19 protein-coding genes are annotated in these 18,637 nt (G+C 72.2%); 6 read left to right on the top strand and 13 right to left on the bottom strand.

Features of this window, described 5'->3' with window-relative positions; all coding sequences use genetic code 11:
- Positions 1-16: 16 nt before the first annotated feature.
- From FB471_RS29015 to FB471_RS28975, 9 genes are read right to left on the bottom strand one after another with little or no spacing between them, the layout of a single operon-like run.
- Positions 17-646 (bottom strand): hypothetical protein, encoded by a 630-nt coding sequence (locus FB471_RS29015; RefSeq protein ID WP_142002776.1) that lies wholly within the window; start codon positions 644-646, stop codon positions 17-19.
- Positions 646-1,845, bottom strand: coding sequence for an MlaD family protein (locus tag FB471_RS29010; RefSeq protein ID WP_142002774.1), 1,200 nt, complete (start codon positions 1,843-1,845; stop codon positions 646-648). Before FB471_RS29010 ends, FB471_RS29015 begins: the two co-directional genes overlap by 1 nt.
- On the bottom strand, positions 1,842-2,888 hold the full coding sequence (locus FB471_RS29005; protein ID WP_246076776.1) for an MCE family protein: 1,047 nt from the start codon (positions 2,886-2,888) through the stop codon (positions 1,842-1,844). The genes FB471_RS29010 and FB471_RS29005 overlap by 4 nt, the downstream gene beginning before the upstream one ends.
- Complete coding sequence (locus tag FB471_RS29000; RefSeq protein ID WP_142002770.1) at positions 2,888-3,982, bottom strand: MCE family protein; 1,095 nt, start codon at positions 3,980-3,982, stop codon at positions 2,888-2,890. The genes FB471_RS29005 and FB471_RS29000 overlap by 1 nt, the downstream gene beginning before the upstream one ends.
- Positions 3,979-4,974, bottom strand: a complete 996-nt coding sequence (locus tag FB471_RS28995) for an MCE family protein (RefSeq protein ID WP_142002768.1) — start codon at positions 4,972-4,974, stop codon at positions 3,979-3,981. Before FB471_RS28995 ends, FB471_RS29000 begins: the two co-directional genes overlap by 4 nt.
- Positions 4,971-5,972, bottom strand: coding sequence for an MCE family protein (locus tag FB471_RS28990; protein WP_142002765.1), 1,002 nt, complete (start codon positions 5,970-5,972; stop codon positions 4,971-4,973). Before FB471_RS28990 ends, FB471_RS28995 begins: the two co-directional genes overlap by 4 nt.
- Positions 5,969-7,246: an MCE family protein gene (locus FB471_RS28985; protein WP_142002763.1), complete on the bottom strand. Its 1,278-nt coding sequence runs from the start codon at positions 7,244-7,246 to the stop codon at positions 5,969-5,971. Before FB471_RS28985 ends, FB471_RS28990 begins: the two co-directional genes overlap by 4 nt.
- The gene (locus FB471_RS28980) at positions 7,246-8,097 is read right to left on the bottom strand and encodes an MlaE family ABC transporter permease (protein WP_142002761.1); all 852 of its coding nucleotides are present in this window, start codon (positions 8,095-8,097) and stop codon (positions 7,246-7,248) included. The genes FB471_RS28985 and FB471_RS28980 overlap by 1 nt, the downstream gene beginning before the upstream one ends.
- Positions 8,097-8,927: an MlaE family ABC transporter permease gene (locus FB471_RS28975; RefSeq protein ID WP_142002759.1), complete on the bottom strand. Its 831-nt coding sequence runs from the start codon at positions 8,925-8,927 to the stop codon at positions 8,097-8,099. Before FB471_RS28975 ends, FB471_RS28980 begins: the two co-directional genes overlap by 1 nt.
- A gap of 122 nt (positions 8,928-9,049) precedes the next feature.
- Here FB471_RS28975 and FB471_RS28970 point away from each other — a divergent pair, with 122 nt between their 5' ends.
- A complete protein-coding gene (locus FB471_RS28970; protein WP_142002757.1) occupies positions 9,050-10,261 on the top strand; it encodes a TetR/AcrR family transcriptional regulator in 1,212 nt (403 codons plus the stop codon).
- A 15-nt stretch (positions 10,262-10,276) separates the two neighbouring features.
- Here FB471_RS28970 and dinB read toward each other — a convergent pair whose 3' ends face one another.
- Positions 10,277-11,473, bottom strand: a complete 1,197-nt coding sequence (gene dinB, locus FB471_RS28965) for a DNA polymerase IV (protein WP_211358281.1) — start codon at positions 11,471-11,473, stop codon at positions 10,277-10,279.
- Between the two features lie 126 nt (positions 11,474-11,599).
- Here dinB and FB471_RS28960 point away from each other — a divergent pair, with 126 nt between their 5' ends.
- Positions 11,600-12,802, top strand: a complete 1,203-nt coding sequence (locus tag FB471_RS28960; protein ID WP_142002755.1) for a glycoside hydrolase family 64 protein — start codon at positions 11,600-11,602, stop codon at positions 12,800-12,802.
- Positions 12,803-13,049: 247 nt separating this feature from the next.
- Here FB471_RS28960 and FB471_RS28955 read toward each other — a convergent pair whose 3' ends face one another.
- Positions 13,050-14,150 carry an ABC transporter ATP-binding protein gene (locus FB471_RS28955; protein WP_142002753.1) on the bottom strand — a complete coding sequence of 367 codons (1,101 nt, stop codon included), beginning with the start codon at positions 14,148-14,150 and terminating at the stop codon, positions 13,050-13,052.
- A 113-nt stretch (positions 14,151-14,263) separates the two neighbouring features.
- Here FB471_RS28955 and FB471_RS28950 point away from each other — a divergent pair, with 113 nt between their 5' ends.
- Positions 14,264-15,445, top strand: coding sequence for an ROK family protein (locus FB471_RS28950; RefSeq protein WP_142002751.1), 1,182 nt, complete (start codon positions 14,264-14,266; stop codon positions 15,443-15,445).
- Positions 15,446-15,456: 11 nt separating this feature from the next.
- Here FB471_RS28950 and FB471_RS28945 read toward each other — a convergent pair whose 3' ends face one another.
- Together FB471_RS28945 and FB471_RS28940 are read right to left on the bottom strand one after the other, a co-directional pair.
- On the bottom strand, positions 15,457-15,741 hold the full coding sequence (locus FB471_RS28945; RefSeq protein ID WP_142002749.1) for a putative quinol monooxygenase: 285 nt from the start codon (positions 15,739-15,741) through the stop codon (positions 15,457-15,459).
- Positions 15,742-15,773: 32 nt separating this feature from the next.
- Positions 15,774-16,469, bottom strand: a complete 696-nt coding sequence (locus tag FB471_RS28940; RefSeq protein WP_142002747.1) for a DUF998 domain-containing protein — start codon at positions 16,467-16,469, stop codon at positions 15,774-15,776.
- A 149-nt stretch (positions 16,470-16,618) separates the two neighbouring features.
- Here FB471_RS28940 and FB471_RS28935 point away from each other — a divergent pair, with 149 nt between their 5' ends.
- The 3 genes from FB471_RS28935 to merB all read left to right on the top strand — a co-directional run bounded on the left by FB471_RS28935 (position 16,619) and on the right by merB (position 18,584).
- Positions 16,619-17,254, top strand: a complete 636-nt coding sequence (locus FB471_RS28935) for a GntR family transcriptional regulator (protein ID WP_246076775.1) — start codon at positions 16,619-16,621, stop codon at positions 17,252-17,254.
- 118 nt (positions 17,255-17,372) lie between these two features.
- Positions 17,373-17,738 carry a thioredoxin family protein gene (locus tag FB471_RS28930; RefSeq protein WP_142002743.1) on the top strand — a complete coding sequence of 122 codons (366 nt, stop codon included), beginning with the start codon at positions 17,373-17,375 and terminating at the stop codon, positions 17,736-17,738.
- Between the two features lie 177 nt (positions 17,739-17,915).
- The gene (gene merB, locus FB471_RS28925; protein ID WP_170221042.1) at positions 17,916-18,584 is read left to right on the top strand and encodes an organomercurial lyase; all 669 of its coding nucleotides are present in this window, start codon (positions 17,916-17,918) and stop codon (positions 18,582-18,584) included.
- Positions 18,585-18,637 lie beyond the last annotated feature (53 nt).

Below are 18,637 nucleotides of genomic sequence, written 5' to 3'. Positions count from 1 at the left end.
CTCCGAATGCCTCCGGTCAGAGCAGGCTCACGTCGTCGACCAGCCAGCGGCCCTCCTGGTGCACCAGGGCCATTCGCATCCGGTTGCGGTCGATACGTGGTTTCGGGCTGTTGGTGTTGGTGATCTCCTGGTCCACGAACAGCACCACCACGGCGTGCTTGCTGTCCGCTTCGGCCACGCCCGCGGTGAGTACCGAGCCCGTGGACACCGCCTCGTGCTGCTGGATCAGTTCGGTCAGGTTCGCGCCGACCTGCCGGTACTGCTCGGCGAACCGTCCGGTGGCGTTCTCGGTGACACCGGAGAAGTTGCCCTCGAGGTCGCTGAAGTCGTATGACGACAGGTCGGTGGCGAACCGGCTGGCCGCGTCCAGCGCCGCGGCTCGCGCCGCCTGGTCGGCACGCAGCGAGAAGTACTGCACTCCGGCGTAGGTCAACCCGCCGAGCAGGGCGGCGAGGGTGAGCACGGCGAGCAGCAGGCGCGGCCGTGGCAACCTGCGCCGGGTGCGCCGGGCGGGCTCGGGCTCCTCGCTCGCGGCCTCTTCGGCGGCCTCCTCGGCGGTGGGCTCGTCCGGTTCCGCGGGCACCTTGTTGTCTACTGTGGACCTCGGATGCGGGGACGGCCGGTTCCGGGTTGTGCTTGCTGACATCATCGCACTCCTTGCAGCAGGATCGAGGACCAGGAACGCGGGCCGAGCACGGCGCCCTGCCCGCCGGTTCCGACGTCGAACGGCAGCGACCGTCCGGTGGCCGGGTCGTAGGTACGAGGTGCCGGCGGGTCCGGGCGGGGAGCGTTCGCCGCGCCCCGCTGGCCGAGCGCGGGACCCGGTGGGCACCGCCAGTTCAGTTCCGGATCGCGTGGCGCGGTGTCCTGCGGTGGGCGGCGGGGAGTCCGGTGATAGCACACCGGCCCCTGGGTGCCGACCAGGTAGAAGTTCGCCGCGTCCCCCTCGACGATCCCGCCCAGCTCGGTGAGTGTCTCGGGCAGCGAGGTCAGCGTCTGCTCGACGGCCGGTGCCCGCACGCCGACGAGCTGGGACGTGGTCACCAGGTTGCCGAGCAGGGTGGTCAGTGCGGGCTGGTTGTCCGCCATCATCCCCGCGATCCGGCGGGCGGGCCCCGGCCCGACCGCCAGCAGCTCGCTGAACGCCGGTTCCTGTGCCCGCAGGCCACCGGTGAGTTCCCGCATCGCGGCGGTGAGCCGGCGCAACCGGTCGCCGCCGTCGCCGAGCAGCGCCCGGCCGTTGCCGGCCAGCCTGCGCAGCTGGGGGCCGCGCTGCGTGGCGAACCGCAGCAGGGCCACGGTGTTGTCCATGGTGCGGCGCAACTGTGGCGCGGCCCCGTTCAGCCCGGTCGCCAGCGCCTCGCCGAGCACGGCGATGTCCTCGGTGGGCAGGCTGTCGGCCAGCGCGGTGAAGTCCGTCAGCAGGGTCTCCAGCGGTAGCGGCCTGCGGGTGTTCTCGCCCTCGATCACGCTGCCGTCGGTCAGGTACGGCGGGTGCTCGTCCGCCGGTCGCAGGTCGAGGCGCAGGATGGCGATCGGGCTGTCCATGGTCACCACGGCCTCACTGTCGGCCGGTATCCGCGCCCGCGGGTCGAGCTCCAGCTCGACCTCGACCCCCTTGCCGCCGTCCGCGATGCGGGTACCGGACACCCTGCCGACATCGACCCCGCGGTAGGTCACCTGTGCCGCCCCGGCAAGACCGCCGGTGTCCGGCATCCGCACGGTCACCGTGGTCGGGGCGCGCAGGCCCTGCGGGCCGAGCACGTCGGTCAGCACGTAGTAGCCGCAGCCGAGGCCGATCACGGTGAACAGCGCGAGCTGGACGAGGGCGAGGCGGCTGGTCATCGGGTCCCTCCTTCCAGCAGCGCGCCCGCGGACCCCCTGGGCGGCTGCGCACCGGGCAGCCGCCCAGGGTCGAGGATCTCGGCGAGGGTGAGCGGGACGTTCAGCGTCCCGTCCAGCATGAGGTAGTCGCCGGGGGTCGCCCGCCGCAGCAGGCCGGCGAACTCGCGCAGCCCGGACAGGGTGCCGCCGAGGTCGGCGCCCGCGGCACGCAGGTCGTCCAGCACCGGCCGCAGCGCACGTAGCTGCGCGGTGAGCGCGGTGCCCGTCTCGTCCAGCAGGCCGCGGGCATTGCGCCCGAGCGAGTCGAGCGCGCCGAGCAGCGTGGTGAACCGTTCCCGCTCGGCCAGCAGCGCGTCCAGCGCGGGCCGGATATCGGTCAGCGCCGCCTCGATGGTCGGCCTGCCCTCGGCGAGCCGGGTGGACAGGGTGTGCATCGCGTCGATGGTCACGGTGATCTCATCGCCATGCGCATCCACTGTGGATAGTACGGAGTCGAGCCTGGTGAGCAGGTCGCGGACGGTGCCCGCACGGCCGCCGAGTGCGGCGTTCGCCTCGGTCACGATGGTGCGCAGCTGGTCGATCCCGGACCCGTTCAGCAGAGCGCCCACCGCGGCGAGGGTGTTCTCCACATCGGGGCCGCGGCTGGTGCGCTCCAGCGGGATCAGCGCGCCGTCGGTCAGCGGGCGCCCGGCGTTCCCGGCGTCCGGCGGTTCCAGCGCCACGAACTGCTCACCCAGGGCGGAGGTCAGCTCCAGCCGCGCCCTGGTGCCCGCGGGCAACTCGACGCCGGCGTGGATGTCCAGCTCGGCCAGCGCGTGGAAGTCCCGCGTGCGGATGCCGGCGACCCGCCCGACCTCGGCCTGCCCGATCCGCACCACCCCGCCGACCGGAAGGCCTGCCACGTCGGTGAAGGACACGGTCACCCGGTACGCCGGGCCGGAGGTGCCGCCGAACCCGGCGTTGTGCAGGCTGAACCCGCAGCCCGCGAGCAGTGGCGCCAGCGCCAGGAGCAGGGCGAGACCCCGCCGGAACCGGCCGCCCATCATCCACCCCCGTTCAGCGCGGCATCCAGGCCGAGCGCCTCGGGCAACTCGGGCGGGAAGGGGACCGGGTTGACGATCCCCGCTCCCTCGCACAGCGGCAGCGGGATCCGCGCGCACAGCTTCGCCGTGGTGGGGAACTGGCTCAGGTTGGTCGAGATGTCCAGCCGGATGCGCAGCCTGCCGTCCTCGGTCACCGCGCGCCCGAAGTTCTCCAGCGCCAGCGGCAGCGTGTCCAGCGTCTCGGCGAGTTCCCGCTGCCGCCCCACCAGGGTGGTGCTCAGCTCGGCCAGCCCTTCCAGGTCGCCGGTCAGCCGCTCGCCGTGCTCGCGCAGCAGGCCGTCCAGCCTGCCCAGCACGGAGGACAGCGCCGCGATGCTCTCGGCCACCTGCTCCTGCTGCGCGCCGAAGTCCGTGGCCGCCGTGCCGACAGTGCGCGCCAGAGCATCCACTGTGGACTTGTGTTCGGCGAGTGCACTGGTCAATTTGTCCACATTGTCCAGTACCGCCCCGAGGTCGCCCGTTCCGCCGGCGAGGACGTCGGTGGCCTGGGTGACCGCCGCGATGGCGTCCCGTAGCCTGCCGCCGTTGCCCTCGAGCGCCCGAGCGGTGCCGTGCAGGAGTTCGCCCAGCCCGCCGTCCGAGTTCGCACCGTCCGGGCCCAGCGCGGTGAGCAACTCATCCAGCGACCGGGTGAGCCGGTCGAAGGTGATCGGGGAGTGGGTGCGCCCGAGCGGGATCACCGCGCCGTCGGGCAGCGTGGGCCCGGTGGTGTGCGCGGGTGCGAGCTCGACGAACCGGTCGCTGACCACAGCGGGGTTCATGATGTACGCCCGGGCGTCCCGGGGGACCGAGGTCTCGGCGGGCAGGCTCATCGCGATCCGCACGCTCGCGCCGCGCGGCGTGACCGACTCGACGGTGCCGACCGGCACCCCGAGTACGGCGACCCTGCTGCCGGGGAATATCCCGTCCGCTGCGGCGAAATCGGCGGAAAGGTGCAGCGCGGGCCGCGGGCGGAGGAAGGAGTACCAGCCGAGCGCGGCGAGCAGGGCAAGCACGCAGGCGACGCTGAGCAACCTGGCCGGGGAGCGGGTCATCGGCAGCCTCCGAGCAGTCCGGCGACACACAGCAGGTTGTCCGGCAGGGGCCCGGCGGGGGCGGAGACGTCACCCCATGGGCCGTTGCCGGTGGCGTCGGCGAGGTAACGGCTGGCCGGGCCGAGCAGCCGCAGGGTCTCGCCGATCGCCTCGGCGTTGCGGCTGAGCGTGTCGGTGATCGTGTGCAGGTCAGCCAGCAGCGGCCCGAGCAGTGGTTCGTTCTCCCGCAGCAGGTTCTCCAGCGCGGTGCTCAGCTCGTGCACGCCCGCGATGATCGAGCGGATGGTCTCCCGCCGGGAGGACAGCAACTCCGCCACCAGTTCGGCGTCGCCGAGCAGGCGGGTCAGGGTGTCGCGCTCGTCGAGCAGGGTGGAGGTCAGCGAGCGCACCCCGGCCAGCAGCTCGCGGAACCGGCCGCCGTGCGCCCGCACCAGCTCACTCGCCCTGCCGACCCCGTCCAGTGCCTTGCCGAGCAGTTCGCCGTCCGGGGTGTGTCGCCGTAGCGCCTCGATCATTCGCCGCAGTGCGGGAAGGTCGAATGCCTGCGCGGTGTCCGCCGCCCGTGTCCCGATATCGTTCAGGCTGTACGGCACCGAGGTCCGTTCCAGCGGGATGGTTCCGCCCGCGGGCAGCGCCCCCTCGCCGGCGGGCCGGACGGAGAGGTAGCGGGTGCCGAGGATGGTGCCGAGCTTGACCGCGGCGCCGCTGCCCGCGCCGAGCGGTTGCCCGCTGTCCAGCCGGAAATCCACCCGCACCCGGTCCCCGGCCAGCGCGACACCGGTGACCCGGCCCGCCGGCACACCTGCCACGTACACCTGGTCTCCCGAGGTGAGTCCGGCGGCGTTGCCGAACTCGGCGGAGTAGGCGTGGGTGGCGGCGCGGAAGGACAGCCGGGGCACGGCGATCGCCAGCGCGACCACGAGCAGCAGTACCACGGCACCGATGGCGCCGTCCCGGACCGGCCCGCGGCGTGGCGGTATCCCGCCCGTCATCGGCACACCTCCGAATGCGGACCCGCACCGAGCTCGATCGGTTCCCCGCCGATGGTGACGCCGAGGTTGCAGACGTAGACGTTGACCCAGGAGCCGTAGTCGAGAGTGCGGCCGAGGGTGGAGACAAACTCCGGCGCCTCCCGCAGCAGTACCTCGAACTCCTCCCGGTTGGCCGCCATCGTGCCGGTCACCTCGCGCAGGGCCCGCACGTCCGAGGACAGTCGCGGGCCGAGGTCGCCGAGCAGGCGGGTGAGCGAGCCGGCCAGCGCGGCGCCGCTGTCCAGCGCACCGGCGATCCGCTCGCGGGACTGCGCCGCGGCCGAGGTCAGCTCGGCCAGGCTGCCGATCAGGGAACGCAGGTCGGTGCGGTGGTCCCGCATGGTGTCCAGCACCCCGGTGAGGTTCTCCAGCACCTCGCCGAGCACCTCGTCCTTGCCCGCGAGCGTGGAGGTCACCGACACCACCTTGCTGAGCAGCCCGTCGAGCGAGCCGGTGCGGCCGTGGAACACCGCCGCGATCTCCCTCGCCAGCTGGTTGACCTCCGCGGGCTCGACGGAGTCGAACAGCGGCTTGAACCCGTTGAACAGCGCGGTCAGGTCGAGCGCGGGGCGGGTACGCTGCACCGGGATGGTGGAGCCGGGCGCGAGCTCGCCCCCGCCCGGCTCGCCCTCGGTGACCGCGAGGTAGCGGGCACCGAGCAGGTCGGCGTAGCGGATCACGGCCAGCGCCCCGGCCGGGACGTGCTGGGCGGTGGCGACCTCGAAGGTGACCAGCGCACGCCCGTCCCGCAGCCGCAGCTCGGTGACCGTGCCGACCCGCACTCCGGCCACCGACACCTCGGAGCCGGGCCGCAGCCCGTGCGCGTCGGTGAACACGGCGTGGTAGCTGACGGTGCGGCCGGGCAACGGGTCGGTGAGCGTGTTGATCACCAGCACGGCGGCGAGCACGCAGCTGAGGACGAACGCGGCCAGCTTGACCAGGACGATTCGCTGCTTCACGGCACCACCACCCGGGTTCCGCGCAGCAGCGGGCCGAGCAGCAGGGACAGCAGGTCGGTCGAGGGCGCGGGGATGCCGTCCCCGGCTTCGGGAAGCAGCGGCCCCAGCCGGCGCATGGTCTCCTGCTCGGCCTGCCCGCCCACCGGGCCGGTCTTGCCGCCGGCCCGCTCCGGCTCCGCGGGGGCCTCGGGTGGCGCCGAGCTCCCGGCTTCCGCGGGCTCCGCGCGTTCGGGTGGGGCCGGTTGCCCGCAGTTCGGGCCGGCCATGCCGGGATAGCGCGGGCAGTCGGCCGCGGTGTAGGGGTGCGGGTCGTCCAGGGTGAGTGCCGCCTCGATGGCGAACCGGCCGGTGGAGAACGCGCGCTTGGCGCCGTCCAGGAAGAAGCCCGCGGCGTCCATGGTGTCCCGGGCGGCGCCCGGGTGACGGCCGAGTGCCGCGGCGAGCGGCCCGGTGGCCCTGGCCAGCCGGATGACCCGGTCGGCGTTGTCCACGAGCAGCCGCTCGGACCGGGTTGTCAGGTCGATACCCGCGGCGAGCAGGTCGCGCAGCGACTGCCGCTTCGCCACCACCGTGCGGGAAAGGGCGACCGCGTCGTCCAGCGAGTGCATCAGGTCCGGGACGGCCGCGGCCAGGTCACGGCCGAGCCCGGCGACCGTCTCCAGGTCCGTGCCGAGGGTGTCCAGCAGGGGGCCGGACTCGGCGGCCAGCGCGCCCGCCTCGTCGATCATGGCGCCGAGCTCCCGCCCGCGCCCGCGCAGGGTGTCGGCCACCGTGCCGAGGGCGACCTGCAACTGCGCCGGACGCAGCTCGGCGATCAGGTCGTACAGCCGGGTGTAGGCGGCATACAGCCGGACGGTGCCACCGGAGGTGTCCGGCCGCAGCCGTGCACCCCCGGCCAGCCTGCCCCGTGGCGGCGTCCCCTCCGGAAGGCCGAGGTCGACGTACTGGTCGCCGAACAGGCTGCGGGGCAGCAGCCGGACCCGCACGTTGCCGGGTACCTGGCCGAGGCGTTCCGGGTCCATCCGCAGCCGCAACGCGGCGCCGCCCTCCACCGCGGCCAACGTGCCCACGGTGATCCCGCGGTACCGCACGGGCGAACCGTCCCGTACCGGACCCGCCGAGGCCGGCAGCGTGGCATGCACCAGCGGGTCACCGTCGAAGGCGCCGTTGCCCAGTGCGACCGTGGTGCCCGCGGCCACCGCCATCACCACCGCGGCCGCGAGGCCGCGCAGGGCCAGCCCGGCCCTGCCGATGTCCTTCCGTGCGGCCCGCATCAGGAGCCTCCCAACCCGGGCAGGGTGGGCCGCAGGCCCCAGAACGCGATGGTGAGCAGCACGTCGAGCGCGGTGACGGCGACGATGCTGGTGCGCAGCGCCCTGCCTGCCGCCCTGCCCACGCCTTCCGGGCCGCCGGTGGCGTAGTAGCCGTATCCACAGTGGACGAGGGTGATGAGCAACGCGAAGATCACCGCTTTCAGCAGCGAGTACAGCACGTCGCCCGGCGTGAGCAGCAGGTGGAAGTAGTAGTCGTAGGTGCCGGACGACTGCCCCTTGATCCCGACGACGGCAAGGCCGGTCGCCGCGTAGGAGGCGAACAACCCGACCAGGTAGAGCGGCACCACGGAGAGGAAGGCCGCGGCCATCCTGGTGCTGACCAGGAACGGCAGCGAGGGCACGGCCATGGTCTCCAGCGCGTCGATCTCGTCGGAGATCCGCATCGCGCCGAGCTGCGCGGTGAACCCGGTGCCGACCTTGGCGGCCAGCGCGATGCTGGCCACCACGGGGGCGATCTCCCTGGTGTTCACCAGCGCGGACATCACGCCGGTCATCGGGGCGAGCCCGATCAGTTCGAGGCCGCGGTAGCCTTCCAGCCCGATCTGGGTGCTGGCGACGGCGGACATCGCGAAGACCACGCCGATGGTGCCGCCGCCTGCCAGCAGCGAGGCCGAGCCGAAACTGATCTCGCCGACCAGGCGCAGCACGTGCCGCCAGTACCGCAGCAGCGCCCCGGGCAGGTGCAGCACCACCTTGCCGTAGAAGGTGGTGTGCCTGCCGAGACCGGCGAGCCCCTCGGCCACCGGTCGGGCGGCCCGTGCCGGGTAGGAACCGAAGGGACGCACCGCCATCAGTACGCTCCGCGGGCCGGCACGAGCGCGGCATACAGCTCGGTGAGCACGGTGTTGGCGAGGAAGACGAGGATGAAGGACAGCACCACGGCCTCGTTCACCGCGTCGCCGACGCCGCTCGGACCGCCCCTGGCTGTGAGGCCCTTGAAGCAGGAGACCAGCGCCGCGAGCACCGCGAACGCGACCGCCTTCACCTCGGCGACCAGGAAGTCCTCCACCCGGGAGAACTGGGTCAGGGTGCCGAGGAAACTGCCGGGCGAATCCCCGAGCACGGTCACCTGGAACGCGAAGCTCGCGCCGATTCCCACCGCCATCACCAGGCAGGCGAGCAGGCCGGTGACCACGACGGCGGCCAGGATCCTGGGGACCACGAAGCGTTCCATCGCCGGGACGCCCATGACCTCCATCGCGTCGACCTCCTCGCGGATGGTGCGCGCGCCGAGGTCGGCACACATCGCGGAACCGCCGACCCCGGAGATCATCAGCGCGCAGACCAGGGGGGAGGCCTGCGCGACGATCACGAACGCGACCACGGCACCGCCGTAGCCCTCCGCGCCCAACTGCCCGGCCATGGAACCGACGTTGAGCGCGACCACCACGCCGAGTGGGATGGTCACCAGCAGGGCGGGCACCGTGGTCACCACGGCGAGGAACCAGGACTGTTCCAGCAACTCCCGCACCGACAGCCTGCGGCGGGCGAGCACCCGGACGGTGGCCCCGCCCGCGCGCACCGCGAAACCCAGCAGCAGGCCCGCCTGGGCGAGGGCGTCCCGCACGGCGCCGCGGGCCGGCGTCCCGGCCACACCCTCGCCCGCTGCACCGTTGCCCATGGCAGCCTCGCTATCGCGTCGATGCGAATTTGAATTAACTTAGCCGACTGAAACGGGTCGTTGTCAAGAGTGCGGCTCCCGACCTGGCTAAGCTGGAACCGCCAGCTATGAACGCGATATCAATGGGTGGAAGGGCAGCGGTGGCCGAGCAGGACGTGGGAAGGGCGGCGGCGCCGCGTCGTCCGGACCGCAAATCCCAACTTGCCCGGATCGCCGCCGACCTGTTCTGCGAGCGTGGCTACTACACCGTCGGCCTCGGCGAGATCGCCACCGAGGCGGGGATCACCGGTCCCGCGATCTACCGGCACTTCCGGAACAAGCAGGCCATCCTGGCCTATGCGGCGCGGGATCTCTCCGCGGCACTGGAGGGGCTCGCCCGGGAGGTGGCCGGTCGGCACGGCTCGCCGTGGCAGCGGCTGGAGGGGGCGGTGCTGGAGGTGGCCCGCCTGGTGGTCGAACGGCGCCGCGGCGTGCGGCTCTACCAGTGGGAACGGCGGTATCTCGAGCCGGCCGACCACGCCGGGTTCACCGCCGCGATCCGGTCCCTGGTCGAGGAACTGGCCGCGGTGCTGGGGCGGGCTCGGCCCCGACTGCCTGCCGCCGACCTGAGCACCCTGGCCGCCGCGGCGCTCAGCGCGATCGCCAGCCTTGGCACGCATCGCACGCAGGTGTCCGCGCGCGCCGCCGAGGAAGCGCTGTGCGGCCTGGCCATGGGCGTACTGGCCGCGAGCCTTCCGCCCCGGCTGGCCGCCGGGCCGGCTACCGCACCACGGGAACCGGAGCCCGGCGAGTTCGCGTCCCGGCGGGAGCGGCTGCTGGTCTCCGCGCTGCGACCGTTCCGCGAGCACGGTTTCCACGGGGTCACCATGGAGGAACTCGGTGCCGCGGCGGGGATCGGCGGGTCCAGTGTGTACCGGCACTTCGCCAGCAAGGCGGAGCTGCTCGCCGCCGTGTACTACCGGGCGGCCGACCGGCTCGCCGCCACGGTGAACGCGGCCACCGAGGGCGCGGGCGATCCCGGCGAGGCGTTGCGCGGGCTGGTCGACGCCTATGTCGGCTTCACGTTCCTGCACAGTGACCTGGCCGCGGTCTACCTCTCGGAGTACGAGAACCTGCCGGCCGAGGACCGGCACACGCTGCGGAAGGTGCAGCGGGAGCACGTCGAGCAGTGGGTGCGCCTGGTGACCGCGGTGAACGGGAAGGCGCGCGGCGCACACGCCAGGCTGGCCGTGCACGCGGCGCTGAACATCGTGCACGACTTCTCGATGAGCCGGCGCAGGCTGGCCGACCCCGAGCAGGTCAAGCCGCTGGTGTTCGCCGCGCTGGCAAGTTAATTTAGATTCACATCCTCAGTCCGGCAGGAGCGGCACCGCGACGCCCTGGTCGCGGTTCAGCAGGGTGGCCCTGGTGACCGCGGCCGAGCCGAACCGGTCCCGCACGTTGTCCAGCGCGGCGTCCAGCGCGCTGCCGGTGGCCGGGGTGAACGGCAGCGTGAGCTGCATCGGGCTGTCCTCGGCGAGGTTGCCCAGCGCGAGGCCGAGCAGGGTGAGACCCCGCCGTTCGATCATCGGCCATGCGGCGGACAGCAACCCGCGCGCGGTGCCGAGGATGGCCTCGGTCTCCGCGGTGGCGTCCACCATGGTGCGCGATCGACTCGCCCGCGCGTAGTCGCCGAACCGCAGCCGGAGCACCACCGTGCGGCAGGTCCGCCTGGCCTGCCGAAGCCGGCGAGCGAGGCGATCCACCAGGGAGACCACGATGGCGTCCAGGTCAGCGGGCGATCGTGCGCGGCGGCCTAGCGCGCGTTGCGCGCCGATCGAGCGCCGCCTGCGGCCAGGGTGTACCGGACGCGGATCGTGGTTGTGCGCGAGGGAGTGCAGGTGCCTGCCCGCCGCCTGGCCGGCGATCGCGATCAGCCCGGGCTCGCCGAGGCCGGCCACCTGGCCCACGGTGGCGATGCCCCGCTCGCGGAGCCTGGCCGCGGTGGCAGGCCCGACGCCCCAGAGCCGCTCGACCTCGAGTGAGTGCAGGAAACCGAGTTCCTCCTCGGCAGGCACCAGCAGCAGGCCATCCGGTTTGGCCACGCCGCTGGCCACCTTGGCGAGGAACTTGGTCCTGGCGACGCCGACCGTGATCGGCAGCCCTACCCGTTCGAGCACGTCCCGACGCAGCCGCGCCGCGATCTCGGCGGGCGGCCCGCCGATCCGGCCGAGCCCGCCGACGTCGAGGAACGCCTCGTCGATGGAAAGGCCCTCGACCAGTGGGGTCGTCGCCCGGAACACCTCGAACACGGCCCTGCTCGCCTCGGCGTAGGCCGACATCCGTGGCCGCACCACAATCGCCCGCGGGCACAGCCCGCGAGCCCGTGCGCCGTTCATCGCGGTGCGCACCCCGTACGCCTTGGCCTCGTAACTGGCCGCGAGCACCACCCCCGGCCCGACGATCACCGGCCGGCCACGCAACCACGGATCGTCGCGCTGCTCGACCGCGGCATAGAACGCGTCGAGATCGGCATGCAGGATCGTCTCCCGGGTCGACACGAACACATGTTCGCATCGACCCCCGACATCGGGTAGCCGGATCATCGCGTTTGACATTTGTTGTGATCTGGAACATATTGAATCGGGAGAGCGCTCTCACGGCCCCTGCTCCCCATCGTCGAGGAGTGATCCATGATCTCCCGTCGCGCTTTCCTCGGTGCCACCGCGACCGCCGTGGCCGTCCCCGCCCTCGGCGGCCTGGCCGGCACCGGCGGCTCAGCACATGCCAGGACTCCCCAGAAGTTCACCCTCGAGCTGGTCAACCATTCCGGTTCCGGTTCCGCCTTCGCCTACATCGTCGGACTGTCCGATGGGCGGCCGCTGTTCGTCAAGCCCGATGGCGGTTCCTACTTCCCGCCCTCACCGTCCGAGCCGGTCACCCCACTCGGTCAGGACTGCGCCATCCCGCTCGGTGCGCCGGGCACCGCCACCCGCCTCGCGGTGCCGCGGATGTACGGCGCGCGGATCTACGTGGTCACCGGAAGCAAGCTGGAGTTCTTCGTCAACCCGGGGCCGCATGTGGTGCACCCGAGTTTCCTGAACACCGGGGACCCGAACTTCGCGCGGGACTGGTCCTTCGCCGAGTTCACCTTCAACGAGGCCGAGCTGTTCGTGAACGTCAGCTACGTCGACTTCGTCGCCGCGCCGCTCGGGTTGTCCCTGCGCAGCCTCTCCGGCCGGACGGAGTCCGTCCCCGGGCTGCCCGCCGGCGCCGTGGACGCGGTCTCGGCCGCGCTGGTGTCCCAGGCCAGCAGGGACGGCGCGCCATGGGACCGGCTGGTCCAGCGCGACGGCGGGACCCCGCTCCGGGCGATGAGCGCGCACTACCAGGCCACGGAGTTCGGCTCCTACCTCGCCGGATACGTCGACGAGGTGTGGAACACCTACACCGGCAGCACGCTGACCGTGGACACCCAGTCCGGGTTCGGTGTACTGACCGCACGGGTCAGCGGGGGACTGCTGCGCTTCGACAACGGCGAGACCTTCGCCAAGCCGAGCACGGCCGACGTGCTCAGCTGCGACAGCGGCCCGTTCAGCCTGGCCGGCGCGAGTCCGGTGCGGAAGGCGATCATCCCCCGGCTGGCCGCCGCGCTGAACCGGACCACCCTGCGGGACAACCCCGACCAGCCGGGCGGGGAGCGGCCCGAGCTCTTCTACCGGAACCCGCGGACCAACCACTACGCGCGGATCGTGCACGAGACCCTGCCGGACAACCGCGGGTACGCGTTCCCCTACGACGACGTGTCGCCGACCGGTGGCCAGGACTTCAGTGGTGCGGTGCGTTCCGGTGACCCGGACGTGCTGACGGTGACGGTGAAGGCCCTGCACACCTGAACCTCGCGCGCTGGCTTGCCGAACGCCACTGCGGTGCGCGGACCGCGCTGAACGTGGGACAGGTCGTGGAGTACGAGCGCCACGGCACCGCCTGTCGCCGCGACTCGCGACCGACCCGGACGGCCAACGCGTGCATGTGGACGGCAAACACGGCCGCCCGACCGTGTTTGCCGCCCATGCGCGCGAGTTTGCCGCCCATGCGCGCGAGTTTGCCGCTCACGCGCATGAGTTTGCCGTTCGCGTACGGTCAGGGGCCGAGGCGCAGGCCGGTTTCCGGGGAGAAGACGTGCACCTGCTCGGGGTCGTCGAGGCGCAGTTGGACGGTCTCGCCGAGCTGGGGCGGCCTGCGGCCGTCCACCCGGACGATCAGCCGGGCGGTCTGGTCACCGACCTGGATGGAACCGTGCACGTAGGCATCGGCGCCGAGTTCCTCGACCAGCTCCACGGACAGCTTCGCCGACTCCCCGCCCGGCTCGACCAGCCGCAGCGCCTCCGGGCGCAGGCCGACGGTGACGCTGCTCAGGCCCTCCTGCCGTGCCGCCTCCAGGGTGGCGCGGGGGAGCGGCACGGTCAGCCCGTCGAGCTGCGCGCCCTGCGCGCTCAGCGGGGCATCGTGCAGATTCATGCTCGGCGAGCCGATGAACCCGGCGACGAAGGAGTTCAACGGCCGCTCGTAGAGTACGCGCGGGGTGTCGCACTGCTGGAGCAGGCCGTCCTTGAGCACCGCGACCCTGTGCCCCATGGTCATCGCCTCGACCTGGTCGTGCGTGACATAGATGGTGGTGGTACCCAATCTGTTCTGCAGCGCCGCGATGTTGGCCCTGGTCTCCACCCGGAGCTTCGCGTCCAGGTTGGACAGCGGCTCGTCCATCAGGAACACCGCGGGCTCCCTGACGATGGCGCGACCCATGGCCACCCGCTGCCGCTGCCCGCCGGAGAGCGCCTTGGGCTTGCGATCCAGGTAGGCGGTCAGGTCCAGCAGCTCGGCCGCGTGCCTGACCCGCTTGGCCACCTCGGACTTGTTGACCCGCTTGAGCTTCAGCGCGAAACCCATGTTCTCCGCGACGGTCATATGCGGGTACAGCGCGTAGGACTGGAACACCATCGCGATGTCCCTGTCCTTCGGTGGGACCGCGGTGACGTCCCGCTCGTCGATGAAGATCGACCCCTCGTCCACATCCTCGAGCCCGGCCAGCATGCGCAGTGCGGTCGACTTGCCGGAGCCGGAAGGGCCGACGAGGACGAGGAACTCGCCGTCGGTGATGTCGAGATCCAGGTTGTCCACCGCCCGTACCGGGGGAGTGGAGGGGAAGACCCTGGATGCCGACCGGTAGGAGACCACCGCCATGTGTCGCACGCACCTTTCTCGTTCCCGCACTTCTCCGTGCGCTGCGTCACTGTCTACAGCGCTCCGCCGCTTCCGGCTAGAGTTAATTAACCAACAGCGTTTATTATTCAACGATGGCCACGGACCGAAAGCGGAATCTCGCCCGGCTCATGCGACTCATCTGCGCGGGCGAGCCGGTCACCAGGGTCGAGCTGGCCCGGCGGAGCGGCCTGAGCACGGTCGCGGTCACCAACCTGGTCACCGAGCTGATCGGGGCCGGCGTGGTGGCCGACCTCGGCGCGGTGCCGGCGAGCGGCCCCGGCAGGCCGGCAGGCCGGGTGGCCGCCGCTCCGGAGGGCCCGGTCGGGATCGGCCTGTGCTTCGACGTGGACTACGTCGCCGGCTGCGTGGTCGACCTGCGCGGCAGGCCCCGGCATCGGGAGTTACGCCGGGTCAACATCACCGGCACCGAGCCCGCCGACGCGGTGCGCGCGGCCAGGCCGGTGCTGCGCAGGCTCTTCGAGCAGGCGGTGACGACCGACCGCCTGGTGGCCGGGGTCACGGTGGCGGTGGAGGGCGTGATCGAGCACGACCGGGACGGGTACCCGACGGTCCACCGGGCGCCGAGCCTCGGCTGGCGGGACGCGGATCTGCGTGCGCTGGTGGAGCGCGAACTCGCCGCGCTCGGCGCGCACGGGGTGCCCGCGGAGATCGGTGGCGGAGCGGGCTACGCCGCCGCGGCCGAGGACATCGAGGGCGGCACCGCGCTGTACGTCGGTGGTGAGGCGGAGCTCGGGGCCGTACTGGTCACCGCGGGTGCGGCGCACCGGGGTGCGGCGGGCGCCGCCGGACTGCTCGGCCATGTCCCGGTCCGGCAGCGGGGCCGGCCCTGCCCGTGCGGACTGCGAGGCTGCCTCGACCGCTACGCGGGGCGGCGGGCCATGGCGGAGGCCGCCGGAGTGGACGAGGCGGCGGTGAGCCGGCTGCTCACCGGCGAGGACCCCTTCGCGCGGCGGCTGCATGCCGGCGACGGCGTCGCGACCGCGGCGGCGGGTACCGCGGCGCACCGCCTCGCCGACGCGCTGGCCGGCCCGCTGGCGGTACTGGACCCGGCGACGGTGGTGCTCGGCGGCAGGCTGGCGGCCCTCGGTGAGCCCTTCGCCGGGCCGCTGCGCCGCAGGCTCGCCGACCAACATCCGTGGGCCCTGCTGCGACTCGGACAACGGGGGCCGGACGCGGCGCTGCTCGGGGCGGCCCGTGGCGCGCTCGCGGAGGTGCTGACCGATCCCGTCGGCTGGGCCGACCGCTCACCCTGACAGTCGCCCGGTCAGGTCAGCGAGCGCACGTCCGAGACGTCGTACTCCGCCACGGAGGCGGCGAGTATCGCGGCGCTCTGCTCGCCGGGGCCGGTGCCGCGGAACGCGGCGACCGCCGCTGGTGACTCCCAGCGTTCGATGATGACGATCCGCCCGGCATCCACCAGATCCGCGGTGATGGAGAAGTCCAGGCAGCCGGGTGCGCGGCGGGCGTGCTCCACCACGTTCACGCAGCCCGCCAGGTAGGAGTCGCGTTGCTGTGGATCGACAATGAGGTGTCCCGCGACGATGATCATGCACCGCTCCTTCACTGGCGTCGAATCGGCTGTCACGGATACCGACTCTCGGCCGGCGGCGAACTCATCGCCGGACCGGTGTCGCGGGGCCGGAGCCGGATCAGCCCGACGATCAGCACGGCGAGCGCGGCCACCGCGCTGCCCACCAGCATCCGTTCGATCAGCCCGAGCGGGAGGAAGCGCCACCACGCCGGTCCACCGGACATCATGTAGCCGATCGCGGCCAGGATCGTGCCGAACCACAGCAGGGAGAAGACGCTCAGCCCCCTGGCCAGCCACCGCTTACCCGCCGAGGCGGGGAACACCGGCCGGGCCAGCAGCAGAACCGCGGCCGGCAGCGCGAGGAAGGCGACCACGCTGGTGTACCGGTGGATCAGGCCGCCGATACTCGGGCCGATCGACCAGTCGGTCTTGGTGAAGGTGACCAGGACCAGCAGGCTGACCGTCCAGAGCACACCGAGTGCGGTGGCCGACCGGGACAGGCGGCGCCGGGCGACCTCGGCGAACGCGACCGCGGAGGCCGCGGCGACCAGCAACAACGCGAGGTCGAAGACCCACTTGCTCGGCCCGAGCGCGTACTCGCTGAGCGTGCGCCGGATCGGGCTGATCTCGCTGGCGGGCGGTACCAGATGCAGCGCGGTCAGCAGGCAGGCACCAATCGCGAGCGCGAGCAGGCCGCCTACCTGGGCCGTCCGCCACCCGGCGCGGCTCCCACCGCCGTACGTCATGTTCGATGCTGACCTCCGTGTCGGCAGGTTAACGACCGGAACTTGATAGCAGGCTGAGAAACGGAGCTGACCGGGAACACCCGGTCACGGCCGTCCTGACCCGGTCGACCGTTATCCTGACCAGCGAGGAGCCGAGGGAGCCGGTGAACGTGACGTTGCAGACCATGAGCACCAGGGACGCCCTGGTCGCTGCGGTGCGCAAGCAGATCCTCGGCGGCGAGCTGCGACCGGGCGAGCCGCTGGTCGAGACCGCGCTGGCCACCGCCTTCGGGGTGGCGCGGCCGACGGTGCGCTCGGCCCTGCAGGAGCTCGTCGCCAGGAACCTGGTGCAGCGGTCCCGGGGGCGTTCGCTGATCGTGCCGACGCTGACCGAGGCCGATGTGCGTGACCTGTTCTTCGTCCGGACCCCGCTGGAACTCGCCGCCGTTCGGCAGATCGTCGAGCGGCGGCGGCCGCTGGAGGCGCCCGCGCGGCGGCTGGCCGAGATGGAGGCGTTACCCGCGGACGCGGGCTGGGCCGACCGGGTGGAAGCACATACCGCCTTCCACCTCGCGCTGGTGGACGCCGCGGGGAGTGCGCGGCTGAGCCGGATCTATCCCGCGGTGCAGGAGGAGATGCAGCTGTGCCTCGCCCAGCTGCGGCCGTCGTACCCCAGGCCGCATGACCTGACCGAGGAGCACCGGCAGCTGCTGGATGCGGTCCGTTCCGAGGACGCCGACCACGCCTGCGCGCAGATGCGCGCACACCTGGGGCACGCGGTGGACCGTTTCACCAGCCAGCGGTGAGCGTGTCACACCGTTCATCTCCGCGGTACCGCCTCCGCTGCCCTGGTCGCTTTCGACCGTGGCCGCCCCCGCTCCGGACGCCGTACCGTGGCCGGGTATACCGAGGAGGAGGTTCCCTGTGGCGACCGTCGAACTGACCAAGGACAACTTCGCCGACCTGGTGGGTGATCAGGGCACGGTGCTGATCGACTTCTGGGCCTCGTGGTGCGGGCCGTGCCGGATGTTCGCCCCGGTGTTCGAGCGCGCGGCGTGGCAGCACGAGGACGTCACCTTCGGCACCGTGGACACCGAGGCGGAACCGGAACTGGCGCAGATGTTCGGTGTGTCGTCCATCCCGACACTCGTCGCGATTCGCGACAGCGTGGTGCTGTACGCCCAGCCTGGTGCGCTGCCCGAACCCGCACTGGAGGAGCTGATCGGCAAGGTGCGGTCGGTGGACATGGACGAGGTGCGGGCTTCGGTGGCGCAGCAGCAGGAGGGCTGAGCCGAAATCTCCGTTTCCTTTGCGGAGGCCGGAGAATTCGTTTTCTTCCGGGCCCGTGTGGATAGTGGACTTCGGACGGATCGGCGGCACGGATCGTGCCCGCGAGCCGGTTGTCACACGATCGTGGTGGCGCCGGCCGGGTTATCGTCTGCCGCATCGATGTGAAGGAGTCTGATCGTGGCCGACCCGGCGACCCGCGAGGGAGTCGAACGCATCCTCGGTGAACCGACCAGCGAGCGTCTCGGTTTCCTGCCGAGGCAGGCGCGGCTGCTGCACCGTGGCATCCTGCGCCGGTTCGCCGCCACCGGCGCGCCACCTGCCCACGCCGAGTTGGATGCCGAGGCCAGGCACAGCCTGCGGGATTTGGCCGAATGGGACCTGGTCGGGCTGGGGCAGCGGGGCGAGATCGAGTACGCCTACCCTTTCGCCACGGAGCGGACCCCGCACCGGGTGCAGGTCGCGGACGGGGCACAGCCGTACGCGGTCTCGGCGTTGCACGCACTGGGGGCCCCGGCGATGCTGGAGACCGATGCGGAGATCACCTCGGTCGACCCGCGGACCCGGCGGCGGATCAGGATCGCCGTCGGTGGTCGGGGCACCACAGCCGACTGGCAGCCGGCCACCACCGTGGTGTTCGTCGGCATCCTGATCAGGTGCAGTGAGCTCGGCGACGCCAAGGCCTGCGGCCCCTACACGAAGTTCTTCGGCACCCAGGACAGCGCCGAGACCTGGGCCGAGGCCCGCGCGGAACGGGTCACCGGTGTGCTGCTCGAACAGGACCAGGCCCTGCGCGCCGCCGAGCGGCACTTCGCCGGCCTGCTGCGCAGGCACCTGCGCAGCGTGTAAGCCCGGCGGCCGCGTCCGCGAACGGCCAACGCGCGCATGTGAACTTTTGGGCC

It is taken from the genome of Amycolatopsis cihanbeyliensis (genome assembly GCF_006715045.1).
GTDB classification, from domain to species: domain Bacteria; phylum Actinomycetota; class Actinomycetes; order Mycobacteriales; family Pseudonocardiaceae; genus Amycolatopsis; species Amycolatopsis cihanbeyliensis.
Note: the sequence above shows the minus strand (reverse complement) of the source record. Positions and strands in the feature narration are given on the sequence as shown.